Origin of the sequence: Paraburkholderia humisilvae (assembly GCF_902859855.1) — a bacterium.
Taxonomy (GTDB): domain Bacteria; phylum Pseudomonadota; class Gammaproteobacteria; order Burkholderiales; family Burkholderiaceae; genus Paraburkholderia; species Paraburkholderia humisilvae.
In genome coordinates, this window is the sequence record NZ_CADIKH010000004.1 from 43380 (window position 1) to 67040 (window position 23661).

At 62.6% G+C, this 23661-nt stretch carries 22 protein-coding genes; 6 read left to right on the forward strand and 16 right to left on the reverse strand.

Annotated features, from left to right (window positions below; all coding sequences use genetic code 11):
- Positions 1-23: 23 nt before the first annotated feature.
- The 6 genes from HV796_RS04840 to sufB are packed head-to-tail and all read right to left on the reverse strand — an operon-like array spanning position 24 to position 5634.
- The gene (locus HV796_RS04840) at positions 24-368 is read right to left on the reverse strand and encodes an SUF system Fe-S cluster assembly protein (RefSeq protein ID WP_175225326.1); all 345 of its coding nucleotides are present in this window, start codon (positions 366-368) and stop codon (positions 24-26) included.
- Positions 365-814 (reverse strand): Fe-S cluster assembly sulfur transfer protein SufU, encoded by a 450-nt coding sequence (gene sufU, locus HV796_RS04845; RefSeq protein WP_175225327.1) that lies wholly within the window; start codon positions 812-814, stop codon positions 365-367. Before sufU ends, HV796_RS04840 begins: the two co-directional genes overlap by 4 nt.
- Entirely contained in the window at positions 811-2058 is a 1248-nt protein-coding gene (locus HV796_RS04850) for a SufS family cysteine desulfurase (RefSeq protein ID WP_377695479.1), read from the reverse strand. The genes sufU and HV796_RS04850 overlap by 4 nt, the downstream gene beginning before the upstream one ends.
- Positions 2055-3386, reverse strand: coding sequence for a Fe-S cluster assembly protein SufD (gene sufD, locus HV796_RS04855; RefSeq protein ID WP_175225329.1), 1332 nt, complete (start codon positions 3384-3386; stop codon positions 2055-2057). Before sufD ends, HV796_RS04850 begins: the two co-directional genes overlap by 4 nt.
- A complete protein-coding gene (gene sufC / locus HV796_RS04860) occupies positions 3383-4162 on the reverse strand; it encodes a Fe-S cluster assembly ATPase SufC (RefSeq protein ID WP_175225330.1) in 780 nt (259 codons plus the stop codon). The genes sufD and sufC overlap by 4 nt, the downstream gene beginning before the upstream one ends.
- Before the next feature lie 23 nt (positions 4163-4185).
- Positions 4186-5634 (reverse strand): Fe-S cluster assembly protein SufB, encoded by a 1449-nt coding sequence (gene sufB / locus HV796_RS04865; RefSeq protein WP_175225331.1) that lies wholly within the window; start codon positions 5632-5634, stop codon positions 4186-4188.
- A gap of 519 nt (positions 5635-6153) precedes the next feature.
- Here sufB and HV796_RS04870 point away from each other — a divergent pair.
- Positions 6154-6546 (forward strand): DUF417 family protein, encoded by a 393-nt coding sequence (locus HV796_RS04870; RefSeq protein WP_246355697.1) that lies wholly within the window; start codon positions 6154-6156, stop codon positions 6544-6546.
- Between the two features lie 51 nt (positions 6547-6597).
- Here the strand turns inward: HV796_RS04870 and HV796_RS04875 are convergent, their stop codons facing one another.
- From HV796_RS04875 to HV796_RS44005, 4 genes are all read right to left on the reverse strand, one after another.
- Complete coding sequence (locus HV796_RS04875) at positions 6598-7122, reverse strand: DUF3455 domain-containing protein (protein WP_175225333.1); 525 nt, start codon at positions 7120-7122, stop codon at positions 6598-6600.
- Between the two features lie 127 nt (positions 7123-7249).
- Entirely contained in the window at positions 7250-7882 is a 633-nt protein-coding gene (locus HV796_RS04880; protein ID WP_175225334.1) for an MlaC/ttg2D family ABC transporter substrate-binding protein, read from the reverse strand.
- A gap of 205 nt (positions 7883-8087) precedes the next feature.
- Entirely contained in the window at positions 8088-9329 is a 1242-nt protein-coding gene (locus tag HV796_RS04885; protein ID WP_175225335.1) for a cytochrome P450, read from the reverse strand.
- A 96-nt stretch (positions 9330-9425) separates the two neighbouring features.
- The gene (locus HV796_RS44005; protein ID WP_246355698.1) at positions 9426-9968 is read right to left on the reverse strand and encodes a ProQ/FinO family protein; all 543 of its coding nucleotides are present in this window, start codon (positions 9966-9968) and stop codon (positions 9426-9428) included.
- Positions 9969-9971: 3 nt separating this feature from the next.
- On the opposite strand from HV796_RS44005, the gene HV796_RS44010 reads away from it, so the two are divergent.
- The gene (locus tag HV796_RS44010; RefSeq protein WP_246355699.1) at positions 9972-10379 is read left to right on the forward strand and encodes a hypothetical protein; all 408 of its coding nucleotides are present in this window, start codon (positions 9972-9974) and stop codon (positions 10377-10379) included.
- A 64-nt stretch (positions 10380-10443) separates the two neighbouring features.
- Here HV796_RS44010 and HV796_RS04895 read toward each other — a convergent pair whose 3' ends face one another.
- The 3 genes from HV796_RS04895 to HV796_RS04905 form a co-directional block, all read right to left on the reverse strand.
- A complete protein-coding gene (locus HV796_RS04895; protein ID WP_175225337.1) occupies positions 10444-11889 on the reverse strand; it encodes an aldehyde dehydrogenase family protein in 1446 nt (481 codons plus the stop codon).
- A 100-nt stretch (positions 11890-11989) separates the two neighbouring features.
- Positions 11990-13642 carry an acetolactate synthase large subunit gene (locus HV796_RS04900; protein ID WP_175225338.1) on the reverse strand — a complete coding sequence of 551 codons (1653 nt, stop codon included), beginning with the start codon at positions 13640-13642 and terminating at the stop codon, positions 11990-11992.
- A gap of 425 nt (positions 13643-14067) precedes the next feature.
- Positions 14068-14748 carry a type 1 glutamine amidotransferase domain-containing protein gene (locus tag HV796_RS04905; protein ID WP_175225339.1) on the reverse strand — a complete coding sequence of 227 codons (681 nt, stop codon included), beginning with the start codon at positions 14746-14748 and terminating at the stop codon, positions 14068-14070.
- 192 nt (positions 14749-14940) lie between these two features.
- Here HV796_RS04905 and HV796_RS04910 point away from each other — a divergent pair, with 192 nt between their 5' ends.
- Together HV796_RS04910 and HV796_RS04915 are read left to right on the forward strand one after the other, a co-directional pair.
- The gene (locus HV796_RS04910) at positions 14941-15150 is read left to right on the forward strand and encodes a hypothetical protein (protein ID WP_175225340.1); all 210 of its coding nucleotides are present in this window, start codon (positions 14941-14943) and stop codon (positions 15148-15150) included.
- A 557-nt stretch (positions 15151-15707) separates the two neighbouring features.
- Entirely contained in the window at positions 15708-16781 is a 1074-nt protein-coding gene (locus HV796_RS04915; RefSeq protein ID WP_175225341.1) for a helix-turn-helix transcriptional regulator, read from the forward strand.
- A gap of 114 nt (positions 16782-16895) precedes the next feature.
- Here the strand turns inward: HV796_RS04915 and HV796_RS04920 are convergent, their stop codons facing one another.
- Complete coding sequence (locus tag HV796_RS04920; protein ID WP_175225342.1) at positions 16896-17120, reverse strand: hypothetical protein; 225 nt, start codon at positions 17118-17120, stop codon at positions 16896-16898.
- Between the two features lie 157 nt (positions 17121-17277).
- Positions 17278-18450 carry an NADH:flavin oxidoreductase/NADH oxidase gene (locus tag HV796_RS04925; RefSeq protein WP_175225343.1) on the reverse strand — a complete coding sequence of 391 codons (1173 nt, stop codon included), beginning with the start codon at positions 18448-18450 and terminating at the stop codon, positions 17278-17280.
- 302 nt (positions 18451-18752) lie between these two features.
- Here HV796_RS04925 and HV796_RS04930 point away from each other — a divergent pair, with 302 nt between their 5' ends.
- Positions 18753-20684: a PAS domain-containing sensor histidine kinase gene (locus HV796_RS04930; protein ID WP_175225344.1), complete on the forward strand. Its 1932-nt coding sequence runs from the start codon at positions 18753-18755 to the stop codon at positions 20682-20684.
- A 150-nt stretch (positions 20685-20834) separates the two neighbouring features.
- Here the strand turns inward: HV796_RS04930 and HV796_RS04935 are convergent, their stop codons facing one another.
- Positions 20835-22316: an amidase gene (locus HV796_RS04935; RefSeq protein WP_175225345.1), complete on the reverse strand. Its 1482-nt coding sequence runs from the start codon at positions 22314-22316 to the stop codon at positions 20835-20837.
- 317 nt (positions 22317-22633) lie between these two features.
- Between HV796_RS04935 and HV796_RS04940 the strand changes: the two genes are divergently transcribed.
- Positions 22634-23647: an alpha/beta fold hydrolase gene (locus tag HV796_RS04940; protein ID WP_175225346.1), complete on the forward strand. Its 1014-nt coding sequence runs from the start codon at positions 22634-22636 to the stop codon at positions 23645-23647.
- Positions 23648-23661 lie beyond the last annotated feature (14 nt).

The following is a 23661-nucleotide window of genomic DNA, read 5'->3' on the forward strand; positions in this document are numbered from 1 at the left end:
TGCCCGTTGTTTATGCCCGCCCGTTACAACATCCCGAGCTCGAGCCGCGCCGCCTCGGTCATCCGCGCTTTTGTCCAGGGTGGGTCCCACACCAGTTCGATCGTCACCTCGCGCACGCCGGCCAGCGTGAACACCTGTTCCTCAACCATCGACGGAAATGTTTCGGCGACCGGACAAGCGGGCGCGGTCAACGTCATCCGGATCTCGACGCGCCCTTCGTCCTCATCGACGTCGAGGCCGTAAATCAATCCGAGGTCGTAGATATTGACCGGTATTTCCGGGTCGTACAGCGTGCGCAATTCATCGATTACCCGGTCTTTCAGCGGGCGCGCGCTGTCGTCGCTAAAGGATTCAACGGTGGCCGTCATTCTTCGTAGTGCTCCTTGTGCTGCAACGCGGCCGACAACGTCCGCCACGCAAGCATCGCGCATTTGACGCGTGCCGGAAATTCGCGCACGCCAGCGAGAATCGTTGTCTTGCCAAGTCCTTCGGTGTCGCTTTGCGCCGGCGCATGGTCACTCGTCACCATGCGCTGAAAGCGCTGGATCAACTGCTCCGCCTCGGCCACGGTCTTGCCTTTGATCAGGTCGGTCATCATCGACACCGACGCGGTGGCAATCGCACAGCCCTCGCCGTCGAAGCCGACCTCGGTCACGATGCCGTCCTCGACTCGCAGCGCAAGCTTGACGCGGTCGCCGCACAACGGGTTATAGCCTTCCGCCGTATGGCTCGCATGGTCAACGTCGTGGTGGTTGTGCGGCCGGCGGTAGTGATCGAAGATCACCTGCTGGTAGAGATCTCGAATGTCACTCATGATCGGAATAACTCCTTCACGCGGGTGAGCCCGTTCACCAGCGCATCGATTTCCTCGTGTGTGTTGTAGAGCGCGAGCGACGCGCGAACCGTTGCCGGAACCTTGAAGCGCGTCATCGCCGGCATCGCGCAGTGGTGGCCGGCGCGTACCGCGATGCCCGCATCGCTCAGGATCGAGCCGACGTCGTGCGCGTGAATACCGTCGACGACAAACGACAGAATGCCGGACTTATGCACCGCATTGCCGATCAACCTCACTCCATCGACGCGTTGCAGTTCGGCCGTTGCGTAGTCGAGCAACGCATGCTCACACGCTTCGATCGCGCTGAAGCCGATCGTACCGACATAGTCGATCGCGACCGCAAGCGCGATTGCACCGGCAATATTCGGCGTACCCGCTTCGAACTTCCATGGCAGGTCGTTGTAGGTGGTCTTGTCGAACGACACGGTGCGAATCATGTCGCCGCCGCCCTGCCACGGCGGCATCGCGTCGAGCCACGCGGCTTTGCCATAGAGCACGCCGATCCCCGTCGGCCCATACAGCTTATGGCCGGAAAATGCGTAGAAGTCGCAATCGAGCGCACGCACATCCACGGGCATATGCGCCACCGCTTGCGCACCATCGAGCAGCACCGGAATGCCCCGCGCGTGCGCCTGCTCAATCAGCGTGCCGACCGGATTCACGGTGCCGAGCGCATTCGACACATGGCCGAGCGCAACGAGCTTCGTGCGCGGGCCGAGCAGCCGCCCATATGCTTCGATATCGAGCGTACCGCTATCGTCGACCGGCACGACCTTCAGCCGCGCGCCGGTCTGCTCGCATGCGAGCTGCCATGGCACGATGTTCGAGTGATGCTCGATCGTTGTCAGTACAATCTCGTCGCCCGCCTGCAAACGCGGCCGTGCAAAACTATGCGCGACCAGGTTGATCGCCTCGGTCGTGCCGCGCACGAAGACGATTTCCGATGGCTGCGCGGCGTTGATAAACTTCGCCACGGTCGCGCGCGCGCGTTCGTACGCGTCGGTGGCCCGCTCCGCCAGCCAGTGAACGCCGCGGTGCACATTCGAATTGGTGCTGCGGTAGTAGTTCGCCTGCGCTTCGATCACTTGAAACGGCTTTTGCGTGGTCGCCGCGTTGTCGAGATAGACGAGCGGCTTGCCATTCGGACGGGTGTCGAGAATCGGAAAGTCGCGCCGCCACACCCGCACCCTGTCTTCGCGTTCGAGGTCGATGCGTTTCATCATGCGTCTCCCGCGTCGGCGGGTGCGTCGGCCATCCGCGCGAGCAACGTGGCCTCAAGACGCGCTTTCAGCGGCTCGATCGCCACCCGATCGATCACGTCGCGCGCGAATGCGAAGGTCAGCAGCGCACGCGCCGTGCGTTCATCGATACCGCGAGCGCGCAAATAGAACAGTTGCGTTTCATCGAGCTGACCGACGGTCGTGCCGTGCGTGCAGCGCACGTCGTCCGCAAAAATTTCCAGTTGCGGCTTCGTATCGATTTCGGCGCTGCGCGACAGCAGCAGATTGTGATTCGCCTGGTCGGCGTCGGTCTTCTGCGCATCCTGACGCACGACGATGCGTCCGTTGAACACGCCGTGCGCGCTGCCATCGAGTATGCCTCGATAAGTCTCACGGCTTGCGCACTGCGGGTGCGCATGATCGATCATCGTGTAGTGGTCGAGGTGCTGCTTGCCGCCGCCGACATAAAGTCCATCGAGCGTCGTCGACGTGCCCGGCGCCGCGAGCTGCGCGATGATCGTCGAACGCGCCAGCGCGGCGCCGAACGAAAACGCGTAGGACGAGAAGCGGCTTGCGCCGCCCTGCTGCGCGATCACCGTTCCGGTATGAACGGCGTTCGGCGCTTCCTGCTGCACGCGGTAGTGCTGCACGTCCGCATGGTCGTCTGCGTCGATACGGGTCACCGCGTTCGTGTAATACCCGTCATCGTGATCGCCGACGTACTGTTCGACCACCGCGCAATGCGCATGCGAACCCGCGACGATCCGGTTCAATGGCTGCACGGCCAGATCGCTTTCGCCGCTGCCGATGAACATCACATGCAACGGCTTGTCGAGCGTCACGCCAGGCGGCACGATCATCACGTAGCCGTCTCGCGCAAATGCCGCATTAAACGCGGCGACGCCATCCGGCCATTGCTCGCCCGCGAACAGTGTCCGGATGCGCTCCGGAATCTGTTCCAGCGCGGTTGCAAGGCTGCCGATGAACACGCCGGATGGCAGCGCGCCGACAACGGACCATTCGGGCGCCCACACGCCATCGACAAATACCAGCCGATGTGAATCTTCGAACGCATGAGTCCGTACCAGACGCTCCGCTTCGTCGCGAGTTCGATAGTCCGCCGCCGATACGAAATGCAGTTGCTTCCGGTTCAATACGTCAAGGCTTGTGTATTTCCACGCCTCATCCGCTCGGGTGGGAAACCCTTGTACGCGAAACTGTTCGAAGGCGCGCAAGCGCCGCTCATTCATCCATTGCAGCCCCGCGCCCGGCAACGTCGGCGCGAGCGCTCTAAACATTTCCGTCAGAGAGTCGAGAGATTCGTTTTTCATACCGCCACCTGTGCGGATGCGGACGGTTCATCCGCGCCGTCAACCAGCCAGCCATAACCGCGTTGCTCGAGTTGCAGCGCCAGTTCGCGCGTGCCCGACCGCACGATCCTGCCGTGCGACAGCACGTGCACATAGTCCGGCACGATATGGTCGAGCAAGCGCTGATAGTGCGTGACCATCACAATCGCACGCTCCGGGCTGCGCATCGCGTTCACGCCTTTCGCAACCAGCTGCAGCGCGTCGATGTCGAGGCCCGAATCGGTTTCGTCGAGAATCGCCAGCTTCGGTTCGAGCACTGCCATCTGCAGAATCTCATTGCGCTTCTTTTCACCGCCGGAAAAGCCCTCATTGACCGCGCGATGCAACAGGTCGTCGTTCATCTGCATCGCGGCCATCTTGCCGCGCAGCAGTTCAAGAAAATCGATCGCGTCAAGCTCAGGCTCGCCGCGGTGTCGGCGCTGCGCATTGAGCGCCGCTTTCAGCAAATAGACATTGCTGACGCCCGGAATCTCGACCGGGTACTGGAACGCCAGAAAAATACCCTCGCGCGCGCGTTCCTCGGGTGCGAGCTCGAGCAGGTTTTTACCGAACCACGACACCTCACCGCCGGTAATCCCGTACAGATCGCGGCCGGCCAGCACGCTCGCGAGCGTACTTTTTCCCGAGCCGTTCGGCCCCATGATCGCGTGCACTTCGCCTGGCCTCACATCGAGGTCGATACCGCGCAAGATCTCCTTGCCGTCGACGGTGGCACGCAAATTTCTGATTTTCAGCATGATTGAACGCTCCTTGCTTCCTGTTAGCCGACGCTGCCTTCCAGACTGATGCCCAGCAGCTTCTGCGCCTCGACCGCAAATTCCATCGGCAACTGGTCAAACACTTCCTTGCAGAACCCGTTGACGATCATCGACACGGCGTCTTCCGCCGACAGACCGCGCTGCATGCAATAGAACAACTGGTCTTCGCCGACGCGCGAGGTCGATGCCTCGTGCTCGACCTTCGCGGTCGGGTTCTTCACCTCGATATAAGGGAATGTGTGCGCGCTGCAGCGGTCGCCCATCAGCAGCGAATCGCATTGCGTAAAGTTACGCGCGCCTTCCGCCGAACGCGCGACGCGCACCAGCCCGCGATACGCGTTGCTGCCGCGGCCCGCGGAAATGCCCTTCGACACGATCGTGCTGCGTGTATTCGCGCCGATATGAATCATCTTCGTGCCGGTGTCGGCCTGTTGAAAGTTGTTGGTCAATGCGACCGAATAGAACTCGCCGATCGAGTTGTCGCCACGCAAAATGACGCTCGGGTATTTCCACGTGATCGCCGAGCCCGTTTCAACCTGCGTCCATGAAATCTTCGAATTCTTCCCGCGGCAATCGCCACGCTTCGTGACGAAGTTATAAATACCGCCTCGGCCGTTCTCGTCGCCGGGATACCAGTTCTGCACGGTCGAGTAGCGGATCTGCGCATCATCGAGCGCGACCAGTTCGACAACCGCCGCGTGCAGCTGGTTTTCGTCGCGCATCGGCGCGGTGCAGCCTTCGAGGTAACTTACCTGCGCGCCCTTGTCCGCAATGATCAACGTGCGTTCGAATTGCCCGGTGTTTTGCGCGTTGATGCGGAAGTAAGTCGACAGTTCCATCGGGCAGCGCACGCCCGGCGGCACATAGACAAACGAACCGTCGCTGAACACCGCCGAATTCAGCGCGGCGAAGAAGTTGTCCTTGTGCGGGACGACTGACCCGAGATATTGCTTCACGAGTTCCGGGTGATCGCGCACCGCATCCGAGAACGAGCAGAAAATAATGCCGAGCGCCGACAGCTTGTCGCGGAACGTCGTTGCGACCGATACGCTGTCGAATACCGCGTCGACCGCCACGCCCGCGAGCATTTCGCGTTCCTTGAGCGGCACGCCGAGCCGTTCGTAGGTGCGCAACAGTTCCGGATCGACCTCATCGAGGCTCTTCGGCCCGTCCGTGCGCGTCTTCGGCGCCGAATAATAGACAATTGACTGGTAATCGATCGGTTCACGCCGCACCGAAGCCCATTGCGGCTCGGTTAGTGTGAGCCAATGACGGAATGCCGCAAGACGCCACTCGAGCATGAACGGCGGTTCGCCCTTGCGCGCCGATATCGCGCGGATTACGTCCTCATCGAGCCCCGGTGGCAATGAATCCGCTTGTACGTCGGACACAAAACCATGTCGATACTGCCGGTTTACGAAGGGGTCGAGTTCGGTCATCGTGTCTGCCATACGTACTCTCCGTGTCATTCCTATTGCGTTTCGCGATGCATGTTCCGTACCCCAACAATCAAAGTGTAGGCTTTATCAGGATACCTTTATGTCGATACGGTTTTATGGTCTTAGCCGGTCGCGCGTCGATTCGCGTTTATCGCGTTGATAACGCTTCGCTATCGGCGTGCGCAAACGACGCGGCCCTCCACCTCGTTCCCTGTCGGGCTCGCTCAGGGTCCCGACCAGCGGTCGATATCGCGCATGCGGCGTTCGAGTTCGTCGGTGGTTTTCGCGGAGTTAAGGTATTCCTCGTGATACGACGCGCGTAGCGCTTCCTCATTCGGGAAATTGGGTGCAAAGCGGTAATTCCAATTGGAGAGGCACGCTGAATCGCGCCAACGAAACGGGGTTCGCTGCCACGCAAACGCGCTCGGCGTGAGCGTACCTCTATCGAACCGATGCGCTTTGCCAATCGTGCATCACCCATCCAGCGTAATTCGCATGAGCATGGGTTTGATCCATCCGGACCGCAAGTCAATGCGTCTTCGTTCCTGGAGTGGAGTTACGCCATCCTATGGCTTCTCGCGCGGCCCCGGCACGCTGGAAATCATCATCGGCGTGCAGGTGCGGTCGAACTTCGTTTCGCACAATCTCGGACTGCTCGGCGGGGTGCTGCCGTTTCTCACACCATTCGTCACGCTGCCGTTCCTGATAACGACGCCCGAGACAGGGGTCCCAGCGCTCGGCGATGCCCAGCACGGCTTTCCGTTTCTGTCCGAATATGGCCGGCTGATTATTAAGGATACCGTCATACTGGCGGGCGGTATCGTGATCATCGCGGATTTGCCAAAACGCTTGCTGCTCGAGCGCGCGTCGATCACGCCTACGCCAGTCCGCTCGCTGCTCACGAAGCAGACTCACTCCTCGTGACCGGCGTCCGTCATGGCCGGGCACCCGTATCGCTGCCAGCGGCCGCGACGCCTACTTCCAGAAAACGTAGTTCGCGAAGTAGGGCGAATAAGCGATCTGATGCTCGGCCGTGCACATCGTGGCCGGCGCATTGCCACCCACGGTATTCAGCCGTTGCACATAACGAACGCTCGACAGTTGGCCTGGCTTTTCGGCGCTTGTCGTTTCGAGCAGTAATTGAGGGATGCTACCTGTCGACGCACTCGCCATCTGCGCGACCGGATGACCCACGATGCGGCTGCCATCGTCGGCCTGCCATGACGGACCCGCATCGTGGTGAAACACCGGGCGCCCGAGCGAGTCGTAGAGGGTTGCTTGCGGGTTCCTGAACAACCACGATAGATGATGCGAGCTGTCGTACTCGCACGAATAAATCTGCACTCCAGTCGCGGTCGTCGACGCGAACGGCTGCGCGTTGACCGGCGTCAGCGACGCCGCCGTCGGCACAGCGGATTGTGCGGATACCGAACCGGCCGCGGCGCACGCGGCGGTCAGCAATGAAAGGACGCTCACAAGGGGGAAGGGACGGTGGAACATGGCATCGGTCTCCGGGGAAGCCTGTCCCGGAAACATTCGAACGCGCATTTCTATTCCGTGTGACGCAAAGCTTTCATGGGTGCAACGCACAAACTACAAAAAGCATCGTCGAAACGATGCCGATGCACTACTGTTGTGCCTTGCCGGATGCCAGTTGCTCATTACGCTCGGTCAGGAACTGGATCAACCCGTCGATTCCGCTTTGCTGGATTTTCTCGCCGAATTGCTGCCGATAGGTCTGCACAAGCCACGCGCCAACCACGTTCAGGTCGTACACGCGCCAGCCTTGCGGCGTCTTGTGCAAGCGGTAGTCGATCTCGAAGGGTTGCGAATTCGTCTCGGCGATCGTGCGCACCACCGTGTCCGTATCGTTCGGCGCCACCCGCATCGGCGGGTACTCGATCTTCTGATCCGGGCGCAATTGGGCGAGCGCGCCTGCATACAGATGAATCAGCAGCATCTGGAACTGGTGCACGAGCTGTTGCTGCTGCTCGGGCGTCGCTGTCCGCCAGTAAAGGCCCACCGCCAGCCGTGTCGTGTACCGGAAATCGATGTACGGAAGGATGTCCCGGTCCACGATAGCCATGATGCGCGGGATGTCGTTCGGGTCGATTGCCTGCGTGCGCACCTCGTCGAGCACCTGTTGCGTGACGGTTTTGATCAGCGTCTGCGGGTCGGACTGGTCGTCGATCTGCGCAAACGCGCTGCTGGAACAGATGAACGTCGCGGCAAAAGCGGCGATCAGGAAAAGCTTTTTCATGGACGCGAATCCTTTGCGAATGCGTGATGCCGGTCTGCGCCGCATACCATGACAGCCGCCGCTGATGCGCCGATAGCGGTGGCGACGGCTGGCGCACCGCGTAGGTTAGCATTGCGCAAGAAATCGCGGCGGCACTCGCCGCAAACCCGCCGCAAACGCGGCTGGACAGGCGTGCGCGCCAGATGCCCGCAGCGCGCCGCGGCACTCATGCGACCGCGACCGCCCGCTCGGCAATGGGGTGTTCGCACCACAGCGCGTCGACGCCACGCAGCGTGTTGTGCTGCCGCCAGTGAAGGTCATGCAGATTCACGACGCGCAAATGCGGTAAGCACATAAACAGGATGTCCAACGCGATATGAAGTTCGAGCATCGCGAGGCGCGCGCCGAGGCAATAGTGGAGCCCGCCGCCGAATGACAGCATGCGCCTGACGTTTTCGGTTCGGTCGATGATCAGCTGGTTCGGCTCGTGAAACTGCGCGGGGTCGCGATTCGCGCCGCCCAGCATCAACGTGACGATCGCACCGCGTGGCAATGCAATGCCCTCAATTTCCACGCCGTCTTCGAGCACCGTGCGCTGCGCGATCTGCACCGAGCTCTCATAGCGCATGCATTCGACAATCGCCTTCTGCAGCAGCTCCGGTTGCTGCCGTAAGTGGTCCAGTTGCTGCGGATGCCGGACCAGGCTGACGAGTGCGTTGCCGATCATGTTCGACGTCGTCTCGTGCCCGGCGAAAAACAGCAATAGCACGTTCGACACGATCTCGGCATCGGTCAGGCGCCGGCCGTCCGCTTCGACCGCCAGCAGCATCGAGACCAGATCGTTGCCCGGTCGTGTGCGACGCGCTTCCAGCACGCGCTGGAAGTACTGCTCGAGTTCCAGCGTCGCATGGTTAGCGGCCGCAAGCGTCGGTTCATCCATCGCGATCGCTTCGAATGCCCTCGCAAAGTGCTCCATGGCCGCGCCGATTGTCGCCGCTTCGTCGAACGGCAGATCGAGCATGCCCGCGATCACCTGCACCGGCAGCGGCAACGCGTAGCCGCTGACGATATCGAATGGCGTGTCGCGCGGCAGCGCGTTGATCAGCCGCGCGGCAGTCGCGCGTGTCACGTCGTGCAGCTTTTCCACCTGGCGCGCATTAAACGCTTGCATCAGCAGCGCACGCAGCGGCGTGTGCTCGGGCGGGTCCATCATGATGAACATCCGGCCGAGCGCCTGGAAAACCGGCTGTGCGGCACGCGCTTCGCCATAGCGGCGCGCAACGTTCGACAGATAGTGCCGGCCCATGCGCCGGTCATCGAGCACGGCGGTCACGCTCGAGTAGCGCGCTGTCGCAAAGCGCCTGCCGTCCGCCGTCAACGCGACCACCGGCCCCTGCTCGCGCAGTGCTTCGTAGTACGGGTAGGGGTCGTTAAAAAAGGCGGGGGACTGAAATACAGGGGCGTTCATCGGCGAGGCCTCCGGAATCGAAGCAGAAGACGCCGGATGACGCCCTCTTCCCGATTACAGCCCTCGCCAGACGTTTATTCCGTTGTTAGCGGGCGCCTATTCGGTCGCGGCATTGGCGGACGCTGAAGCTGAGGCCGCGTTTTCAGGTGCCGCTTGCGCTGTTTGCTCCGCTGGTGTCACTTCGCCCTCGGTTGCGGGCGATGCGGTTTGCTGCTCGGGCGCCTGAGGCTGGTCAGCCGCCTGCGGCTTGTCGGACGCCTGCGACGCGCCCTCCGCATGGCGCGGCCGGCGCATGCCGCCGCGTTGCGAATTGCGCGCGAAGGCCATGTCGCGTGCGGTGACCTGTCCTGCCGCCGCGCCGTTCAGATCGACGCGCGCGGCGCCGTCGGTCAGGCAGCTCCAGTAGCGGCTACCGCGGCACCACGTCGCAATCGCCTCGCGCACTTCAGCTTCGCTCAGCGCAAGCTCCTGCGCATGCGGCAACAGGTCTTCAAGAATGCCGATTTTCAACGGCAGTTTCGGCGCTGGCTTCTTCGGAAAAGCGGCGGGAAAACGCTTTTGCAGCTTGCCGATCGCGTGCACGACCGGATCGACCGGCTCCTGCGGCGGCCTGTTCTTCTGGCGGCCGCGCGAGTCCACCTGATGGTGTTGACCCGTCTGTTGACCGGCCTGTTGACCAGCTTGCTGAGCCTGCGCTTGCCCCTGCGGTTGAGCCCGCTGCTGCCCCCGCTCCCCGCCCGCTTGTTGACCCGCCTGTTGGCCGGCCCGCTGCCCCTGCCCGCCGTGCGGCTTGCGCGCATGCTGACGGCCGGGCTGCTCTGCGTGTCTCGGCGGGTTCGGCGCGCCGCGCGCGCCCTGCGGGGCGCCGCGCCGGCCGCGGCCCTCGCCGTCTTTCCCGGCGCGATGCTCCGTGGACGGTTCCGCGGAATTTTGCGTCGTTTTTTCCGCGGCTTCCTGTTGCCTTGCCTGCCGCGCCTGCTGCTGGAGTTGCTTTTTCAACTCCGCCAGTTGTTCGAAACCCATGCTGTGTCCTGCAAAATTGACGCGTGATTCTACCAGCCCTGCGTGATGCTTCGGCGGTGCGGTCCGCGCGCCGCGCCGCCGACCGCGGCGTTTACCGCTTGCGCCATGTTTCGCGCATCACCATCAGCCGCAATTCGGTCATATCTTCGATCGCGTAGCGGATTCCCTCGCGGCCAAGCCCCGAATCCTTCACGCCACCGTACGGCATGTTGTCGACCCGGAACGACGGCACATCATTGATCACGACCCCGCCGACCTCGAGTTCGTCCCACGCCGCGTGCGCATGCGCGAGCGAATCGGTGAAAATTCCGGCCTGCAAGCCGAAGTCGCTGTCGTTGACCGTCGAGAGCGCGTCGCTGAAGTGCTCGAAGCGTTCGAGAATCGCGACCGGCCCGAATGCTTCCTTGCGATACAGGTCGGTGTCGCGCCCGACGTTTTCAAGCAGCGTCGCCTCGAACTTCGCACCGTCGACCTGACCGCCCGCGACGATCTTCGCGCCCGCTTTGACCGCGCTTTCCATCCAGCCTGCAAGGCGCCTCGCTTCCGACTCGGAGATCATCGGTCCGACAAAGGTCTGCTCGTCCTTCGGATCGCCCATTTTCAGCGACTTCGTCTTCGCAATCAGTTTTTCGCGCAGCGCATCATACACACTCGCGTGCACAAGAATGCGCTGCACACCGATACAGCTCTGCCCTGACTGATAAAACGCGCCAAACGCGAGCCGGTCGACAACATAATCAAGTTTTTCGCGCTGATCGCCGTCGACCACCGCCGCCGCATTGCCGCCCAGTTCGAGAATCACCTTCTTTTTGCCCGCCTTGCTTTTCAGATCCCAGCCGACCGCGGGCGACCCGGTAAATGAAAGCAATTTGAAACGTTCGTCGGTCGTAAACAGGTCGGCACCATCGCGGTGCGCGGGAAGGATAGAAAACGCCCCCTTCGGCAAATCCGTTTCCGCGAGCACTTCGCCGATGATGAGCGCGCCGACCGGCGTGCGGCTTGCCGGTTTCAGCACGAACGGCACACCGGCCGCGAGACCCGGCGCGACCTTGTGCGCCGCGAGATTCAACGGGAAATTGAACGGCGAAATAAACGAACACGGCCCGATCGGCACGCGCTTGACATAGCCGTGGTAACCCTGCGCGCGCGGTGAGATTTCCAGATTGATCACGTCGCCGTCGATACGCACAGACTCTTCCGCCGCGACCTTGAACGTATCGATCAAGCGCGTCACCTCGCCGCGCGAATCGTTGATCGGCTTGCCGGCTTCGATGCATAGCGCCATCGCGAGCTCATCATAGCGCTCGCGAAAGCGCTGCACGCAATGCTCGAGCACTGCTTGCCGCTTGAATGGCGGATACGCGCGCAGCGCCGGCATCGCATCCACTGCGAAGCCGATGGCTGCATCGATCGCTTTCGCATCGGCAAGCGCGACGCGCGTCGCGACTTCACCGGTGAATTTGTCGGTCACTTCGAGATCGGTATTCGCCGCAACCGGTTCGTTGGCAAGGTAGTACGGGTAAGTCTTTTTCAACATCACACGCTCTCCCAGGAGACGGTCCTGATTCGAATCGGGCCCAGCAAGTCACGTGCCCCGGCGTGGCCGCATACCAGCCGCCGCGGCGCTAGCCCACCCGTTAAAGCTGCGCTGAAAGCCGCTTGATCTCGCGATTCAGCACGCGCTCGTTGTCCGAGTAGTCGATTGGCACGTCGATCACATGCACGCCCGGCGTCGCGAAGCAGTCGCGCACCAGCGGCGCGAATTCGGCGGCCGACGTAACGCGATGCCCGTGCGCGCCGTAGCTTTTCGCATAGGCGACGAAATCCGGGTTGGACAGGGTCATCCCATAGTCCGGGAAATTCATGTTTTCCTGCTTCCAGCGAATCATCCCGAATGCGTCGTCGCGCAAAATCAGCACGACCAGATCGAGCTTCAGCCGCACCGCCGTCTCCAGTTCCTGCGAATTCATCATGAAGCCGCCATCGCCGCATACCGCGATCACATTGCGCTCCGGATGCACGATCTTCGTGGCAATCGCCGACGGCAGCCCCGCGCCCATCGACGCGAGCGCATTGTCGAGCAGCAGCGAATTGGGCTGGTGCGCGCGGTAATAGCGCGCAAACCAGATCTTGTACATGCCGTTGTCGAGGCAGATGATGCCGTCCGCGGACATCGTCTCGTACACGTCGTTGACGATGCGTACCGGGTACATCGGGAAGCGCTCGTCGTGCTGGCCTTTCGCGAGATGCGCTTCGAAGTGCGTCTTGATCTCGGTGAAACGCGAGAAGTCCCAATGCTCGCCCCGCCCCTTGAGCGCTTCCTTCAACTGCCACACCGCATTGGCGATGTCGCCGACCACTTCGATCTGCGGGAAATACACGGCATCCACTTCGGCGCCGAGAAAATTCACATGAATGACCGTCTTGTCGCCGCTGTCGGCGCCGCGCATAAAGAACGGCGGCTTCTCGATCACGTCGTGGCCCACATTGATGATGCAGTCCGCGTGATCGATCGCGCGATGCACGAAGTCGCCGTCCGACAGCGTCGCATTGCCGAGCCACTGCGGATGCGATTCGTCGATCACGCCCTTGCCCATCTGTGTCGTAAAGAATGGGATGCCGACCTGGTCGACGAATTCGCGCAACATATTGCACGTGGTCTTGCGATTGCCGCCCGCGCCGATCATCAGCAACGGGTGGCGCGCCGCGGTGATCGCTTCGACCGCGCGCGCCACCGCCTTTTCCTCGACGATCGGCCGCCGGCTGTAGCTCTTGGGAATCGGCTTGCCGTCGCCTTCCTCATGCGCGACGTCCTCCGGCAGCTCCAGATGCGTCGCGCCCGGCCGCTCTTCCTCGGCGACCCGGAATGCTTCGCGCACCGACGCCGGGATATTGCCGATCGACACGATCTGGCGCGTGTATTTCGTGAGCGGCTCCATCATCCGCACCACGTCGACAATCTGGAAGTGCCCCTGCTTGCTCGCCTTGATCGGCTTCTGCCCGGTCACCATCAGCATCGGCATGCCGCCCAGTTGCGCGTACGCGGCGGCGGTCACGAAGTTCGTCGCGCCCGGACCGAGCGTCGAGATGCAGACCCCGGTGCGGCCGGTCAGACGCCCATAGGTTGCGGCCATGAAGCCGGCCGCCTGTTCGTGGCGCGTCAGAATCAGTTTGATGCGCGAGCGACGGAGCGATTCGAGCAGGTCCAGATTTTCTTCACCGGGAATGCCGAACACGTACTCGACGCCTTCTGCCTCCAACGATTTGACGAACAGATCCGATGCTTTCATGAGGAGCCTCTGTAAGACCAGAATGGGTGCGCAGGATTGAAGCGCGGGATGTCAAGCGGGATGCCAGGCTGACTTGCAGAACGTTGCGGAGCTTCAGGCGCGCCCCGGCATGGGGCACCAGCCGGCGGCCTCAACGAAAGCTTACTCTCTCGCACGGATTCGTGCGTGGTATGGGTAAGACGAATCGCGAACGGCGGGTCAAGGGGTGGCTCACAAGCCGTGGCGCAAGCGGCGCCGTGGACCGGGGCGGATGCCGTCAGCAAAAAGACCGCCGCGCGTAACCGGACGCGCAACGGTCTTCTGTTCCTTCGATGCCGGGTGGATTTGCGATCCGCGGTTGTCAATCGCGGTTGTGAGTCGCGGTTGTGAGTCGCGGTTGTGAGTCGGGCTTTTGAATCGCGGTCGCGATCCGCTTATCGCCGCGCTCAACGCCTCAATTGCTTGAGCAACTCTTTGGCAGCAGGACCTGAAGACGCCGGATTCTGCCCGGTCGTCAACAGACCGTCGACCACCACATAAGGCTGAAAATCCGCGCCCTTCGAATAGCGCGCGCCCTTTTGCTTCAACATGTCCTCGACAAGAAACGGCACGACCTTGGTCAACTGGACCAGTTCTTCCTCGCTGTTCGCGAACCCGGTGACCGACCTGCCGGCGACGAACGGCTTGCCGTCCTTTCCTTTGACGTGTTTAAACACACACGGAGCGTGACACACCGCGGTCACCGGTTTGTCGGTTGCGATCGCCCGTTCGATCAGCGCGGCGGAGTCCTTGTCCTCCGCGAGGTCCCACAGCGGGCCATGTCCGCCTGGATAGAACACCGCATCGAAGTTGTCCATCGATATCGTCGACAGCTTGTGTGTCGACGCGAGCGTCGCGGTCGCTTCCGCGTCTTTTTCAAAGCGACGGGTCAGATCGGTTTGAAAGTCCGGTTCGTTGCTCTTCGGATCGAGTGGCGGCTGCCCGCCTTTTACGGAGGCAAGCGTCAGTTCCGCGCCCGCTTCCTTGAATACGTAATAGGGTGCCGCGAGTTCCTCGAGCCAGAATCCGGTTTTCTTGCCGGTATCGCCGAGTTTGTCATGCGAGGTCAAAACAATCAGGATTTTCATATCGATTGCTCCAGAGTGTGCTTGCCGCTTGCCCGTCTACCGTCATCGTCGATTCAACAAGAACCCTGAACGGCCGGCAAGCCATCTTTGGACCATCTTGTCAAATACGCAAGGCGCGTTACAACTGTTCGGCCAGACACGCGGTGGCATTCATTGCGATGTTGGGCTTGAATCCGGCGCGCGCGTGCTTCGATGAAATCGTCGTACCGCGACACGGCGTTTTTCCGCAGCACACCGATCCATCTTTTGTGCGGCGTGATCGTCGCGTGTCGGCAATGCGGGCCTCGCAAGCAGATGAAGATGATCTTCCGGTATCGCGCGCAACATCGGATGGTCCAGCACGAGCGTGGTGCCGAGGTCGGCATCGTTGCGCGACCGGTCGCGCAACCGTGCGATATCTAAAACTGCGCGAAACCACGCGAAACTGCGCTCGCGCAAGCCTTCCGATTGATCTGCTGATTGATTGTCGCGAATGAAGAACCGATTTGGGGTCGCGCGTTCCATATGTCGGCCGACCCGACGCCTCCTTATCATGGGTTGGCCACGATCGGGTCAGGCCGCTTCCCCGCCGGCGTGGTCAGCGTAGACGCGGCGCAACGCTGTCAGGGAATCGGCGAACAAGGCATTAGCACATTCGCCGAACACTTCAGCGACAAGAACGAATAGCGGTTTGCCGCGCCGTTCCGCCCGCCGCTGGCCGTTTCATGCGCCATCCGGCAGCATGCAATTCGTGCGCCTTCGTGCCCGCCGCGAGCATACCTTCGTATAAGTACCGCAGACTGTCATTTGCAGATCGAACACCACCGTACGATTTCCATGGTGCTCGACCAACGATATGTTCGAGGCATATGCACTGTACGCGTGTCCCGTCGATATTGGCAGCGAGGCCGATCCCGCTTTCCGGTCGCTCCCGACACGACCTGGTCGTTGTTCCGTCCTCACTAACGAGGTGATCCGCGATGTCGTCGTTCATCAGTCTTCCCGTTCAGCCGTCGATACTGGCCGCAACCGGCCGCGGCGTGCAGCCGCGCGCACCGCTCCATCAGGAAATCTGCTGGCGGCGCATGCCGCTCGAGCACGCTGACGACGCTGCGTCGCATCGCGAACAGCCGCTCGTGCTCGCACGCTGGGCGACCCATTGCGAGGGCGAAGGCAGCGCCGTGGGGCCACAAGGCTATTACGTGATCGCACTGGCATTGCGACCGACCTTACTGCGTCTGTCGTCGCACGGCCGCGTGCTGCACGACGGGCCGATCGATCGCGGCATGGTGCAGGTAACCGCGCCGGCCACGCAAGCCGAATTTCGTGCGCATGCGCCGTCGGATTTCCTGCATATCTACCTGTCCGCCGCGTACGTCGCGCAAGGCCCGGACTCGGCACTCGCGAATCGCATGCAGGAAGCGCACAACGTGTGCTTCCCGTTCATGCGCGACAGCGCGATCCGGCAACTGATGCATGTGCTGGTCGAAGCGCTCGATAGTCCTGATCCGGCGAGCCGCTCCTGTGTCGACGCGGTCGCGCGGGCGATCGCGGCACGCGCGCTCGGCATTGCGCTGCAACCGCCGCCCGCCGCCGTGCGCGCCGAGCCGGGCAAGACACCGGCGCTCGAAAGCTGGCGCCTGCAACGAACGATCGCGTTTATCGACAACCATCTCGATCAGCCGATTTCGCTGCAACAGCTTGCGCACGCGGTGGGCCTGTCGCCCACCTACTTCGCAGCGCGCTTTCGCGCGGCGGTCGGCGCGTCGCCGCGCCTGTTCGTGATGCGGCGGCGTATCGAACGCGCCAAGGTGCTGCTCGCGTCGACACGAATGAGCATGATCGATGTCGCGCTGAATGTCGGGTTCAGGACGCAGTCCCACTTCACGACCGTGTTCGGCCGCCAGGAGGGTGCGACGCCACACCAATGGCGTATGCGCTGCGCGAACACGGCGGACGCCGCCACCGACGATCGCGCTCATCCCGCGCGCGAAACATTGGCGGATCGCGCAGGGATACGGACCCTCGATACCGGTGCAAGCGCCGCATTGTGAAGCGCGGCGGCAGGAGGCCGACTTGTGACGTATCGTTGCGCGCGCAGCTAACGGGTTACCAGGCGAGGTTGCAAGCGAGGTTGCAAGCCGGGACCGTTTGCCCCAAACAGGCGCTCAGTCGGGCATCACGAAGCAATGCTGCGCAACGCTCTCGTGAAGCACAAACTCGATTGCGCGTCCCGAGCGCACGTCGAGCAGCAAGCGCTCGAGTTCGGCCAACTCGGCGCGCAGCGCGTCCGTGTCAGTTGCGTGACGACTGTCCAGCGCATCATTGACGATGCGCCGACGCACCATAATCTTTTCTATCGCGCGCGAGCGCGTCAAAAACATGCGTTCCATATTCTTTGTCAAATCATCGCGCATGCGGCAGGCCGGCCCGGCCACACGCGTGTCGCTTCGACTGCTTGCCGCTTGCATGATTCCTTCGTGCGCGCAAAAAAAATGACCAGGCCCGTGCAGCGGGCACGCAGCGTTCGTCAAGCGTCGATACGGCCGCTTATTCTTCTTCGAGACTCAGCAGGTTGTCGTCGCCGTCGGTCCATCTCGGCTCGGGGCTCACGATACGCGCATCGCCGAACAGCCACTTGTAGCGATTCGGCTGCGCGCGCAGATACTGCTTCGGCGCGCGCACCCGCGCACCCAGTTCGGCGGCCGCATGCCATGGCCAGCGAGGATCGTAAAGCACCGTGCGCGCCAATGCGATAAAGTCCGCATCGCCCGTGGCAATGATGCTTTCCGCATGTTCGAAGCTGCTGATCAAGCCGACCGCGATCACCGGCATGCGCACCGCGGCTTTCACCGCGCGCGCAAGCGGCACCTGGTAACCGGGGCTCACAGGAATGTCCTGCGCGGGATGCAGCCCGCCGCTCGACACGTGTATCGCGTCGCAGCCGTGCGCTTCGAGCGCCTGTGCGAAGGCAACGGTCTGCCCGATGTCCCAGCCGCCATCGACCCAGTCAGAGCCGGACACCCGCACACTGACCGGCCGGTCATCCGGAAATGCGGCACGTACCGCGTCGAACACTTCGAGCGGGAAGCGCATGCGGTTTTCGAGCGAGCCGCCATATTCGTCGCTGCGCTGATTCGACAGCGGCGACAGGAACTGATGCAGCAGATAACCGTGCGCGCAATGCAGTTGGATCAGGTCGATGTCGAGCGCCGCGGCGCGCCGCGCGCCAGCCGCGAACGCTTCGCGCACGCGTGTGAGTCCGTCGCGGTCGAGCGCGACCGGCGGGTGATCGTGCGGATCGAACGCGATCGCGGATGGCGCTTCCGTTTGCCAGCCGTTCGGGTGGCCCGGCGCAAACTGCATCCTGCCTGCCCACGGCACCTCGGTCGACGCCTTGCGGCCCGCGTGGTCCAGTTGCAGGCCGATCGGTATGTTTGACCAGCGCCGCACGCTTTCCAGCGTGTGCCGCATCGCGGCCTCGGTTGCGTCGTCGTAGAGTCCGACGTCACCGTAGGTAATGCGGCCTTCCGGCACAACCGCGGTGGCCTCGATCGTCAGCAGCGCCGCGCCGGATAGCGACAACTGCCCAAGGTGAATCAGATGCCAGTCGTTCATGCAGCCGTTTTTCGCCGAGTATTGGCACATCGGCGCGATCACGATCCGGTTCGACAGGTTCAGGTTGCGAACCCGTATCGGTCTGAAAAGGGCGGATTGAGCCAAAATGAACTCCTCGATCAAGGTAGCCGCGTGAGTTTGAACGCGCCCATTGGAACGTGCGGGTCCGGGCACGCGCGTTTGAAAATGCTATCGCTCGTCTTCGAGTGTAGGTGATCGTCGTGCAAATGCGTCGATCTCCGTTGCATAGTGCGCACTGCGCCGTGCGTTGTCGAAAGTTGTCCCGTTGCGCGATACGCTGCAATAATCGACGCTGTCGCCGCGCGTTCGTGGTGCGGCGCAAAGGGATTTCATCGGCGGATTAACGCCCGGTGCCGCTGCACCTCAGTCCGACTGCCCGCGATAACATGGCCCCTTCCTCCCGCTCTCCGGATAGCCGTCGCCAGCAAGCTGCACGTGCCGCCGCCGCGCTCGGCGCACGTCGTGAAGAGGCCAACCGCTACGCGACGCTGCGTCATTTCGCGCTCGTCTGGCCGGCTGGCGTCGTGGCGTTCGCGCTCGTGACGTGGGCATGCGTCGCACTGGGCCTGGACGAATCCGCGGCGAAATGCATCTATCTGACGGCAATCGTGTTTCTGTCGCTGATCGATAGCTTTGTATCGTCGATCGGATTCTGCGTGATCGCGATTTTCTGCCTCGACTATTTTTTCGGACAACCGCCGTTCACACTGCGTATTCCCTCCCCCGGCCACCTGCCCGATCTTGCGACCTTCCTCGCCGCGTCGCTCGTGATCACCGCGCTCGTGCGGCACGCGCACAAGCTCGGACGCGCGCAACGCGAGCAGGCGAGCCTGCTCGATCTCACACACGACACGATCGTCGTGCGCGACGCCGCGGGGGCGATCACCTATTGGAATCGCGGCGCCGAGCGGCTATACGGATGGCAGAAAAACGAAGTGCTCGGACAGCCGCTGCATGAACTGCTGAAGACGCGCTTTCCGGTTCAGCAGCAGGAGATTGCCGGTGACCTGTTCGCCACCGGGCATTGGGAGGGCGAACTGATCAGCACGCGGCGCGACGGAGAACAGCGGGTCATCGCGAGCCGCTGGTCGCTGCAGCGCGGCCCGGACGGCGAGCCTATGGCGACGCTCGAGAGCGGCACCGACATCACCGACCGCAAGCGCGCGGAAGAGGCGTTGCGGCAAAGCGAAGCGACCTATCTCGCCGAAGCGCAGAAGCTCAGCTCGACAGGAAGCTTCGGGTGGGACATCGAAAGCGGCCGCGTGTTCTGGTCCGAGCAGAGCTTTCGCATCTTCGGCTACCGGACCGACGTCGTGCCGACGATCGGCCACGTGATGCAGCGCATTCACCCGGACGACGTCGAGCGGGTGCGTAACCGGGTCGCGCATGCATCATCCGGCCAGCATTCGCTCGATTTCGAACACCGTCTGTTGATGCCGGACGGTACAACGAAGTATTTGCGTGTCGTCGCGCACGCGATCGAGGCCGATCAGCTGCGGTACGCGGGCGCGATCATGGATGTGACCGCCGCACGGCAAACCGAATTGCAGTTGCAGGATGCCCAGGCGGAGCTTGCACGGATCACGCGCCTGACGATGCTCGGCGAACTGAGCGCATCGATCGCGCATGAAGTGGGCCAGCCGCTCTCGGCGACCGTGACCAGCGCGGAAGCATCGCTGCGCTGGCTTGACCGCGATCCGCCGTGCCTCGACGAAGTGCGCACCGGCCTGACGCGCATCATCAGCGAAGCGCGACGTTCGTTCCAGATCGTGGGCCGAGTGCGCACGCTCGCGAAAAAGAACCCGGTGCAGAAGGCCGCGATCGACGTCAACGAGATCGTGAACGAATCGGTGGCACTGATTCAGCGCGAGATTCTGCGCCATGGCGTGCCGCTGCAGTTGAAGCTGGCGAACGATTTGCCGCACGTGTTCGCTGACCGGATACAGTTGCAGCAGGTCGTGATCAATCTCGTGATGAACGGTATCCAGGCACTCGACGGCGTGACGGATCGGCCTCGCGAGCTCTCGATCGAGACGCGCACCGGTCCCGCGCCCGACGATCCGGTCATCATCGCCGTGAAGGATAACGGTGTCGGCATTTCCGACGAGAACGAAAAGCGGCTTTTCGAAGCCTTTTTTACGACGAAGCCGCAAGGCATGGGAATGGGACTGTCGATCTGCCACTCGATCATCGAAGCGCATCGCGGCACGATCCGCGCATCGAACAACGCGGGTTACGGTGCGACGTTCGAATGCGTGTTGCCGCGTGCGTCCGCGGACGGTATCGAAAAAATTTCACGCAACGGCCGTTCAGGTTGACGCCACGGCCATGCTGACGTCACGCGGTTGAAGGAACCCTGGGCAACAACCACCTTCATATTCACGGCACGCAGAGGGCGACGTGGATGGCCGCGACCTGCGTTCGTGTGGCCGACGCGTGCTTTCCTGCTGCCGCAGCCGGCCTAAGCATCACACCGCTGGCGGCGCGGTGACGAGCGACTTCAGTTCCGGCACCGGATGCGCGAGCTTCGCAAGATCGGGACGCGGACGGCGCTGCGCCGCATCGCGCTGCCAGTGCGCTTCGAGCGACTGCGCGATATCGAAGAGCCGGGCATCCGCGCGATGCGCGCCGACCACCTGCAGGCCGAACGGCATGCCCGCATGATCGACGCCGCACGGCACGGAGATGGCCGGGTTGGTCGCGAGCGTCACCAGATAGGTCAGCGCGAGCCAGCGGTAGTAGTTCGCAAGCGGCTGCCCGTTGATCTCGGCGAGATACGGTTGCGACCACGGAAACGGCGTGATTGGCGTGGTCGGCGACACAATCACGTCGTAGCGCTCGAATACCGTCTGGAAGCGGCGGAACAACTTCGTTTGCTCCGTATGCGCCCATACGACATCGGCGAGCGACATCGCACTGCCCATCTCGTAGTTGGTTCGCGTATTCGCGCCGAGCAACGCCGGGTCGCGTTCGTAGATCTCCTTGAAACCGGCGACGAAGTTCTGCGCGCGGATAATGTCAAAGCAGCGGTCCGCTTCGCCCATATCGAGTTCGAGCGGCTCGCACACTCTCACGTCGCGCGCGAGCGCGTCGATCTTCGCGCGGAAGGTCTGGCGCGTCGCGTCGTCCACCGCGCTGACGCCGAAGTCCTCGGTGTAGGCGACGCGCAGCGTCGCGAGGTCGACCGGGTTGAAGTTGGCGAATGCAACGGCGTCGCTTGCGACGCTCAGCGGGTCGCTCGCTTCGAGGCCGACCATTGCCGCCAGTTGCAGACGCGTGTCGGCAACGTCGCGGCCCATCGGACCCACGACCGTAATCGGCGTCCAGCCAAGCGTACGCTGATCGTTCGGCACAAGCCCCGGCGACGGACGAAAGCCGACCACACCGCACAGCGCGGCGGGAATGCGTAACGAGCCGCCCGTATCGGAGCCGGTGCAGAGCGGCAGCATGTCGGTGGCCAGCGCGGCGGCCGAGCCGCCGGATGAACCGCCCGCGTTCAGCAACGGGTTGAACGGATTGCCGGTCGCGCCCCACACCGCGTTGCGCGTATTCGCGCCCGCGCCGAACTCGGGCACATTGGTCTTCGCCGCGACGATCGCGCCCGCCGCGCGCAAGCGCGCGACCACCACATGATCGTGCTGCGGCACATGCGCGCGGTAAAGCGGCGAGCCGTACGTGGTCAACAGGCCCGCGGTTTCCTCGAGGTCCTTGATGCCGACCGGCAAGCCGTGCAGCGGCCCAAGCGGCTCGCCACGCAGCACCGCCTGCTCGGCGCGGCGCGCGGCGTCGCGCGCACGCTCGAAGTCGGTCGCCGCGATCGCGTTGACCGCCGGGTTCAGCGCTTCGATGCGCGCAATGCACGCATCCAGCAACTCGACCGGCGACAGTTCGCGGCTGCCGATCATCCGCCGTGCTACGACCGCCGATAGCGCAACAACTGATTCATCCATATCCGATGCAATCCTTATGATTTGATCACCTGGCGAGGCGCGCCAACCTTGCACCGCCTCGCGCAGCAACGGTGGCGCAGCGAACCTGCACGAGCGGCACGCATCGTGCCGCCACGCCGTCATCATGCCATGTCAATTGATTTGACGTTGCGTGCGGTCGCACCGCGCCGCTTCGCGATCTCTATCGATTCCCGGCCTGAAAGGAAAATGCAACGCACGTCGGGCACATCCGCGCGACTGCACGGCCAACGCGCGCACTATGTCTATGCCATGATGCAGTTCGGACGATTCCACTCACCCCATCACGCCCCATGCTCATGGATGACTACTCGCTATTTCACGCCGGAAATGTGGTCCTGCAATCCGGCATCACCTTTCGGGACGCGAAGCTCGCTTACAAAACGCATGGCCGGCTCGCCGCCGACAAATCGAATGTGATTCTGTATATGACGTCGTTTTCCGCGCATCACTACGACGTCGACTGGATCATTGGTCCCGGCAAGGCACTCGATACCGACCGCTACTTCGTGGTCGCGACCAACCTGTTCGGCAACGGCCTGTCGTCATCGCCGAGCAATGCGGTCGAGCCGTTCAACGGCACGCGCTGGCCGAATTTCACGATCGCCGACAACGTCGCGATCCAGCATCAGCTGATCACCCGGCACCTGGGCATCACCGAATTGCAGCTCGCGTGCGGCTGGTCGATGGGCGGGATACAGGCTTACCATTGGGCGGCGCTGTACCCGCAAATGGTCAGGCGTATCGCAGTCATTTGCGGCGCCGCGAAGACGTCCGCGCACAACAAGGTGTTTCTCGAAGGCATTCGCGCGACGTTGACTGCCGACCCCGCGTTTCAGAATGGCACGTTCGTATCGCGGCCCGAGCGCGGCTTGCGGGCGATGGGCCGCAGCTACGCGGCGATGGCCATGTCGCAGACTTTCTATCGCGAAGAACTGTGGCGCGGCGCGGGCTTTTCCTCACTTGAAGATTATCTGGTGATGAGCTGGGAAATGAACTTCCTGCGGCGCGACGCGAACAACCTGCTCGCGCATCTATGGACATGGGAACATGCGGACATCTCCGCCAACCCGATCTATCAAGGCGATTTTCACGCGGCACTATGGGCGATCACCGCGCGTGCGCTGATCATGCCGAGCGAAACCGACCTGTATTTCCAGGTCGAGGACAACCGGCTCGAAGTCGCACAGATGCGCAACGCGAAGCTGCTGCCGATTCCGTCGGTATGGGGCCATCGTGCGGGGCTGCCGACCGCGAACGTCGAGGACGCCGCGTTTATCAGCGACGCCATCGGCCAGCTGCTCGCCGAGTGAGCGGCAGCCGCATT

Coding starts and splice junctions, on each gene's coding strand:
- HV796_RS04840 (WP_175225326.1), bottom strand. CDS start 368: ATGACGGCCACCGTTGAATCCTTTAGCGACGACAGCGCGCGCCCGCTG.
- sufU (WP_175225327.1), bottom strand. CDS start 814: ATGAGTGACATTCGAGATCTCTACCAGCAGGTGATCTTCGATCACTAC.
- HV796_RS04850 (WP_377695479.1), bottom strand. CDS start 2,058: ATGATGAAACGCATCGACCTCGAACGCGAAGACAGGGTGCGGGTGTGG.
- sufD (WP_175225329.1), bottom strand. CDS start 3,386: ATGAAAAACGAATCTCTCGACTCTCTGACGGAAATGTTTAGAGCGCTC.
- sufC (WP_175225330.1), bottom strand. CDS start 4,162: ATGCTGAAAATCAGAAATTTGCGTGCCACCGTCGACGGCAAGGAGATC.
- sufB (WP_175225331.1), bottom strand. CDS start 5,634: ATGGCAGACACGATGACCGAACTCGACCCCTTCGTAAACCGGCAGTAT.
- HV796_RS04870 (WP_246355697.1), top strand. CDS start 6,154: ATGCGTCTTCGTTCCTGGAGTGGAGTTACGCCATCCTATGGCTTCTCG.
- HV796_RS04875 (WP_175225333.1), bottom strand. CDS start 7,122: ATGTTCCACCGTCCCTTCCCCCTTGTGAGCGTCCTTTCATTGCTGACC.
- HV796_RS04880 (WP_175225334.1), bottom strand. CDS start 7,882: ATGAAAAAGCTTTTCCTGATCGCCGCTTTTGCCGCGACGTTCATCTGT.
- HV796_RS04885 (WP_175225335.1), bottom strand. CDS start 9,329: ATGAACGCCCCTGTATTTCAGTCCCCCGCCTTTTTTAACGACCCCTAC.
- HV796_RS44010 (WP_246355699.1), top strand. CDS start 9,972: ATGGTGTTGACCCGTCTGTTGACCGGCCTGTTGACCAGCTTGCTGAGC.
- HV796_RS04895 (WP_175225337.1), bottom strand. CDS start 11,889: ATGTTGAAAAAGACTTACCCGTACTACCTTGCCAACGAACCGGTTGCG.
- HV796_RS04900 (WP_175225338.1), bottom strand. CDS start 13,642: ATGAAAGCATCGGATCTGTTCGTCAAATCGTTGGAGGCAGAAGGCGTC.
- HV796_RS04905 (WP_175225339.1), bottom strand. CDS start 14,748: ATGAAAATCCTGATTGTTTTGACCTCGCATGACAAACTCGGCGATACC.
- HV796_RS04910 (WP_175225340.1), top strand. CDS start 14,941: ATGAAATCGTCGTACCGCGACACGGCGTTTTTCCGCAGCACACCGATC.
- HV796_RS04915 (WP_175225341.1), top strand. CDS start 15,708: ATGTCGTCGTTCATCAGTCTTCCCGTTCAGCCGTCGATACTGGCCGCA.
- HV796_RS04920 (WP_175225342.1), bottom strand. CDS start 17,120: ATGGAACGCATGTTTTTGACGCGCTCGCGCGCGATAGAAAAGATTATG.
- HV796_RS04930 (WP_175225344.1), top strand. CDS start 18,753: ATGGCCCCTTCCTCCCGCTCTCCGGATAGCCGTCGCCAGCAAGCTGCA.
- HV796_RS04935 (WP_175225345.1), bottom strand. CDS start 22,316: ATGGATGAATCAGTTGTTGCGCTATCGGCGGTCGTAGCACGGCGGATG.
- HV796_RS04940 (WP_175225346.1), top strand. CDS start 22,634: ATGGATGACTACTCGCTATTTCACGCCGGAAATGTGGTCCTGCAATCC.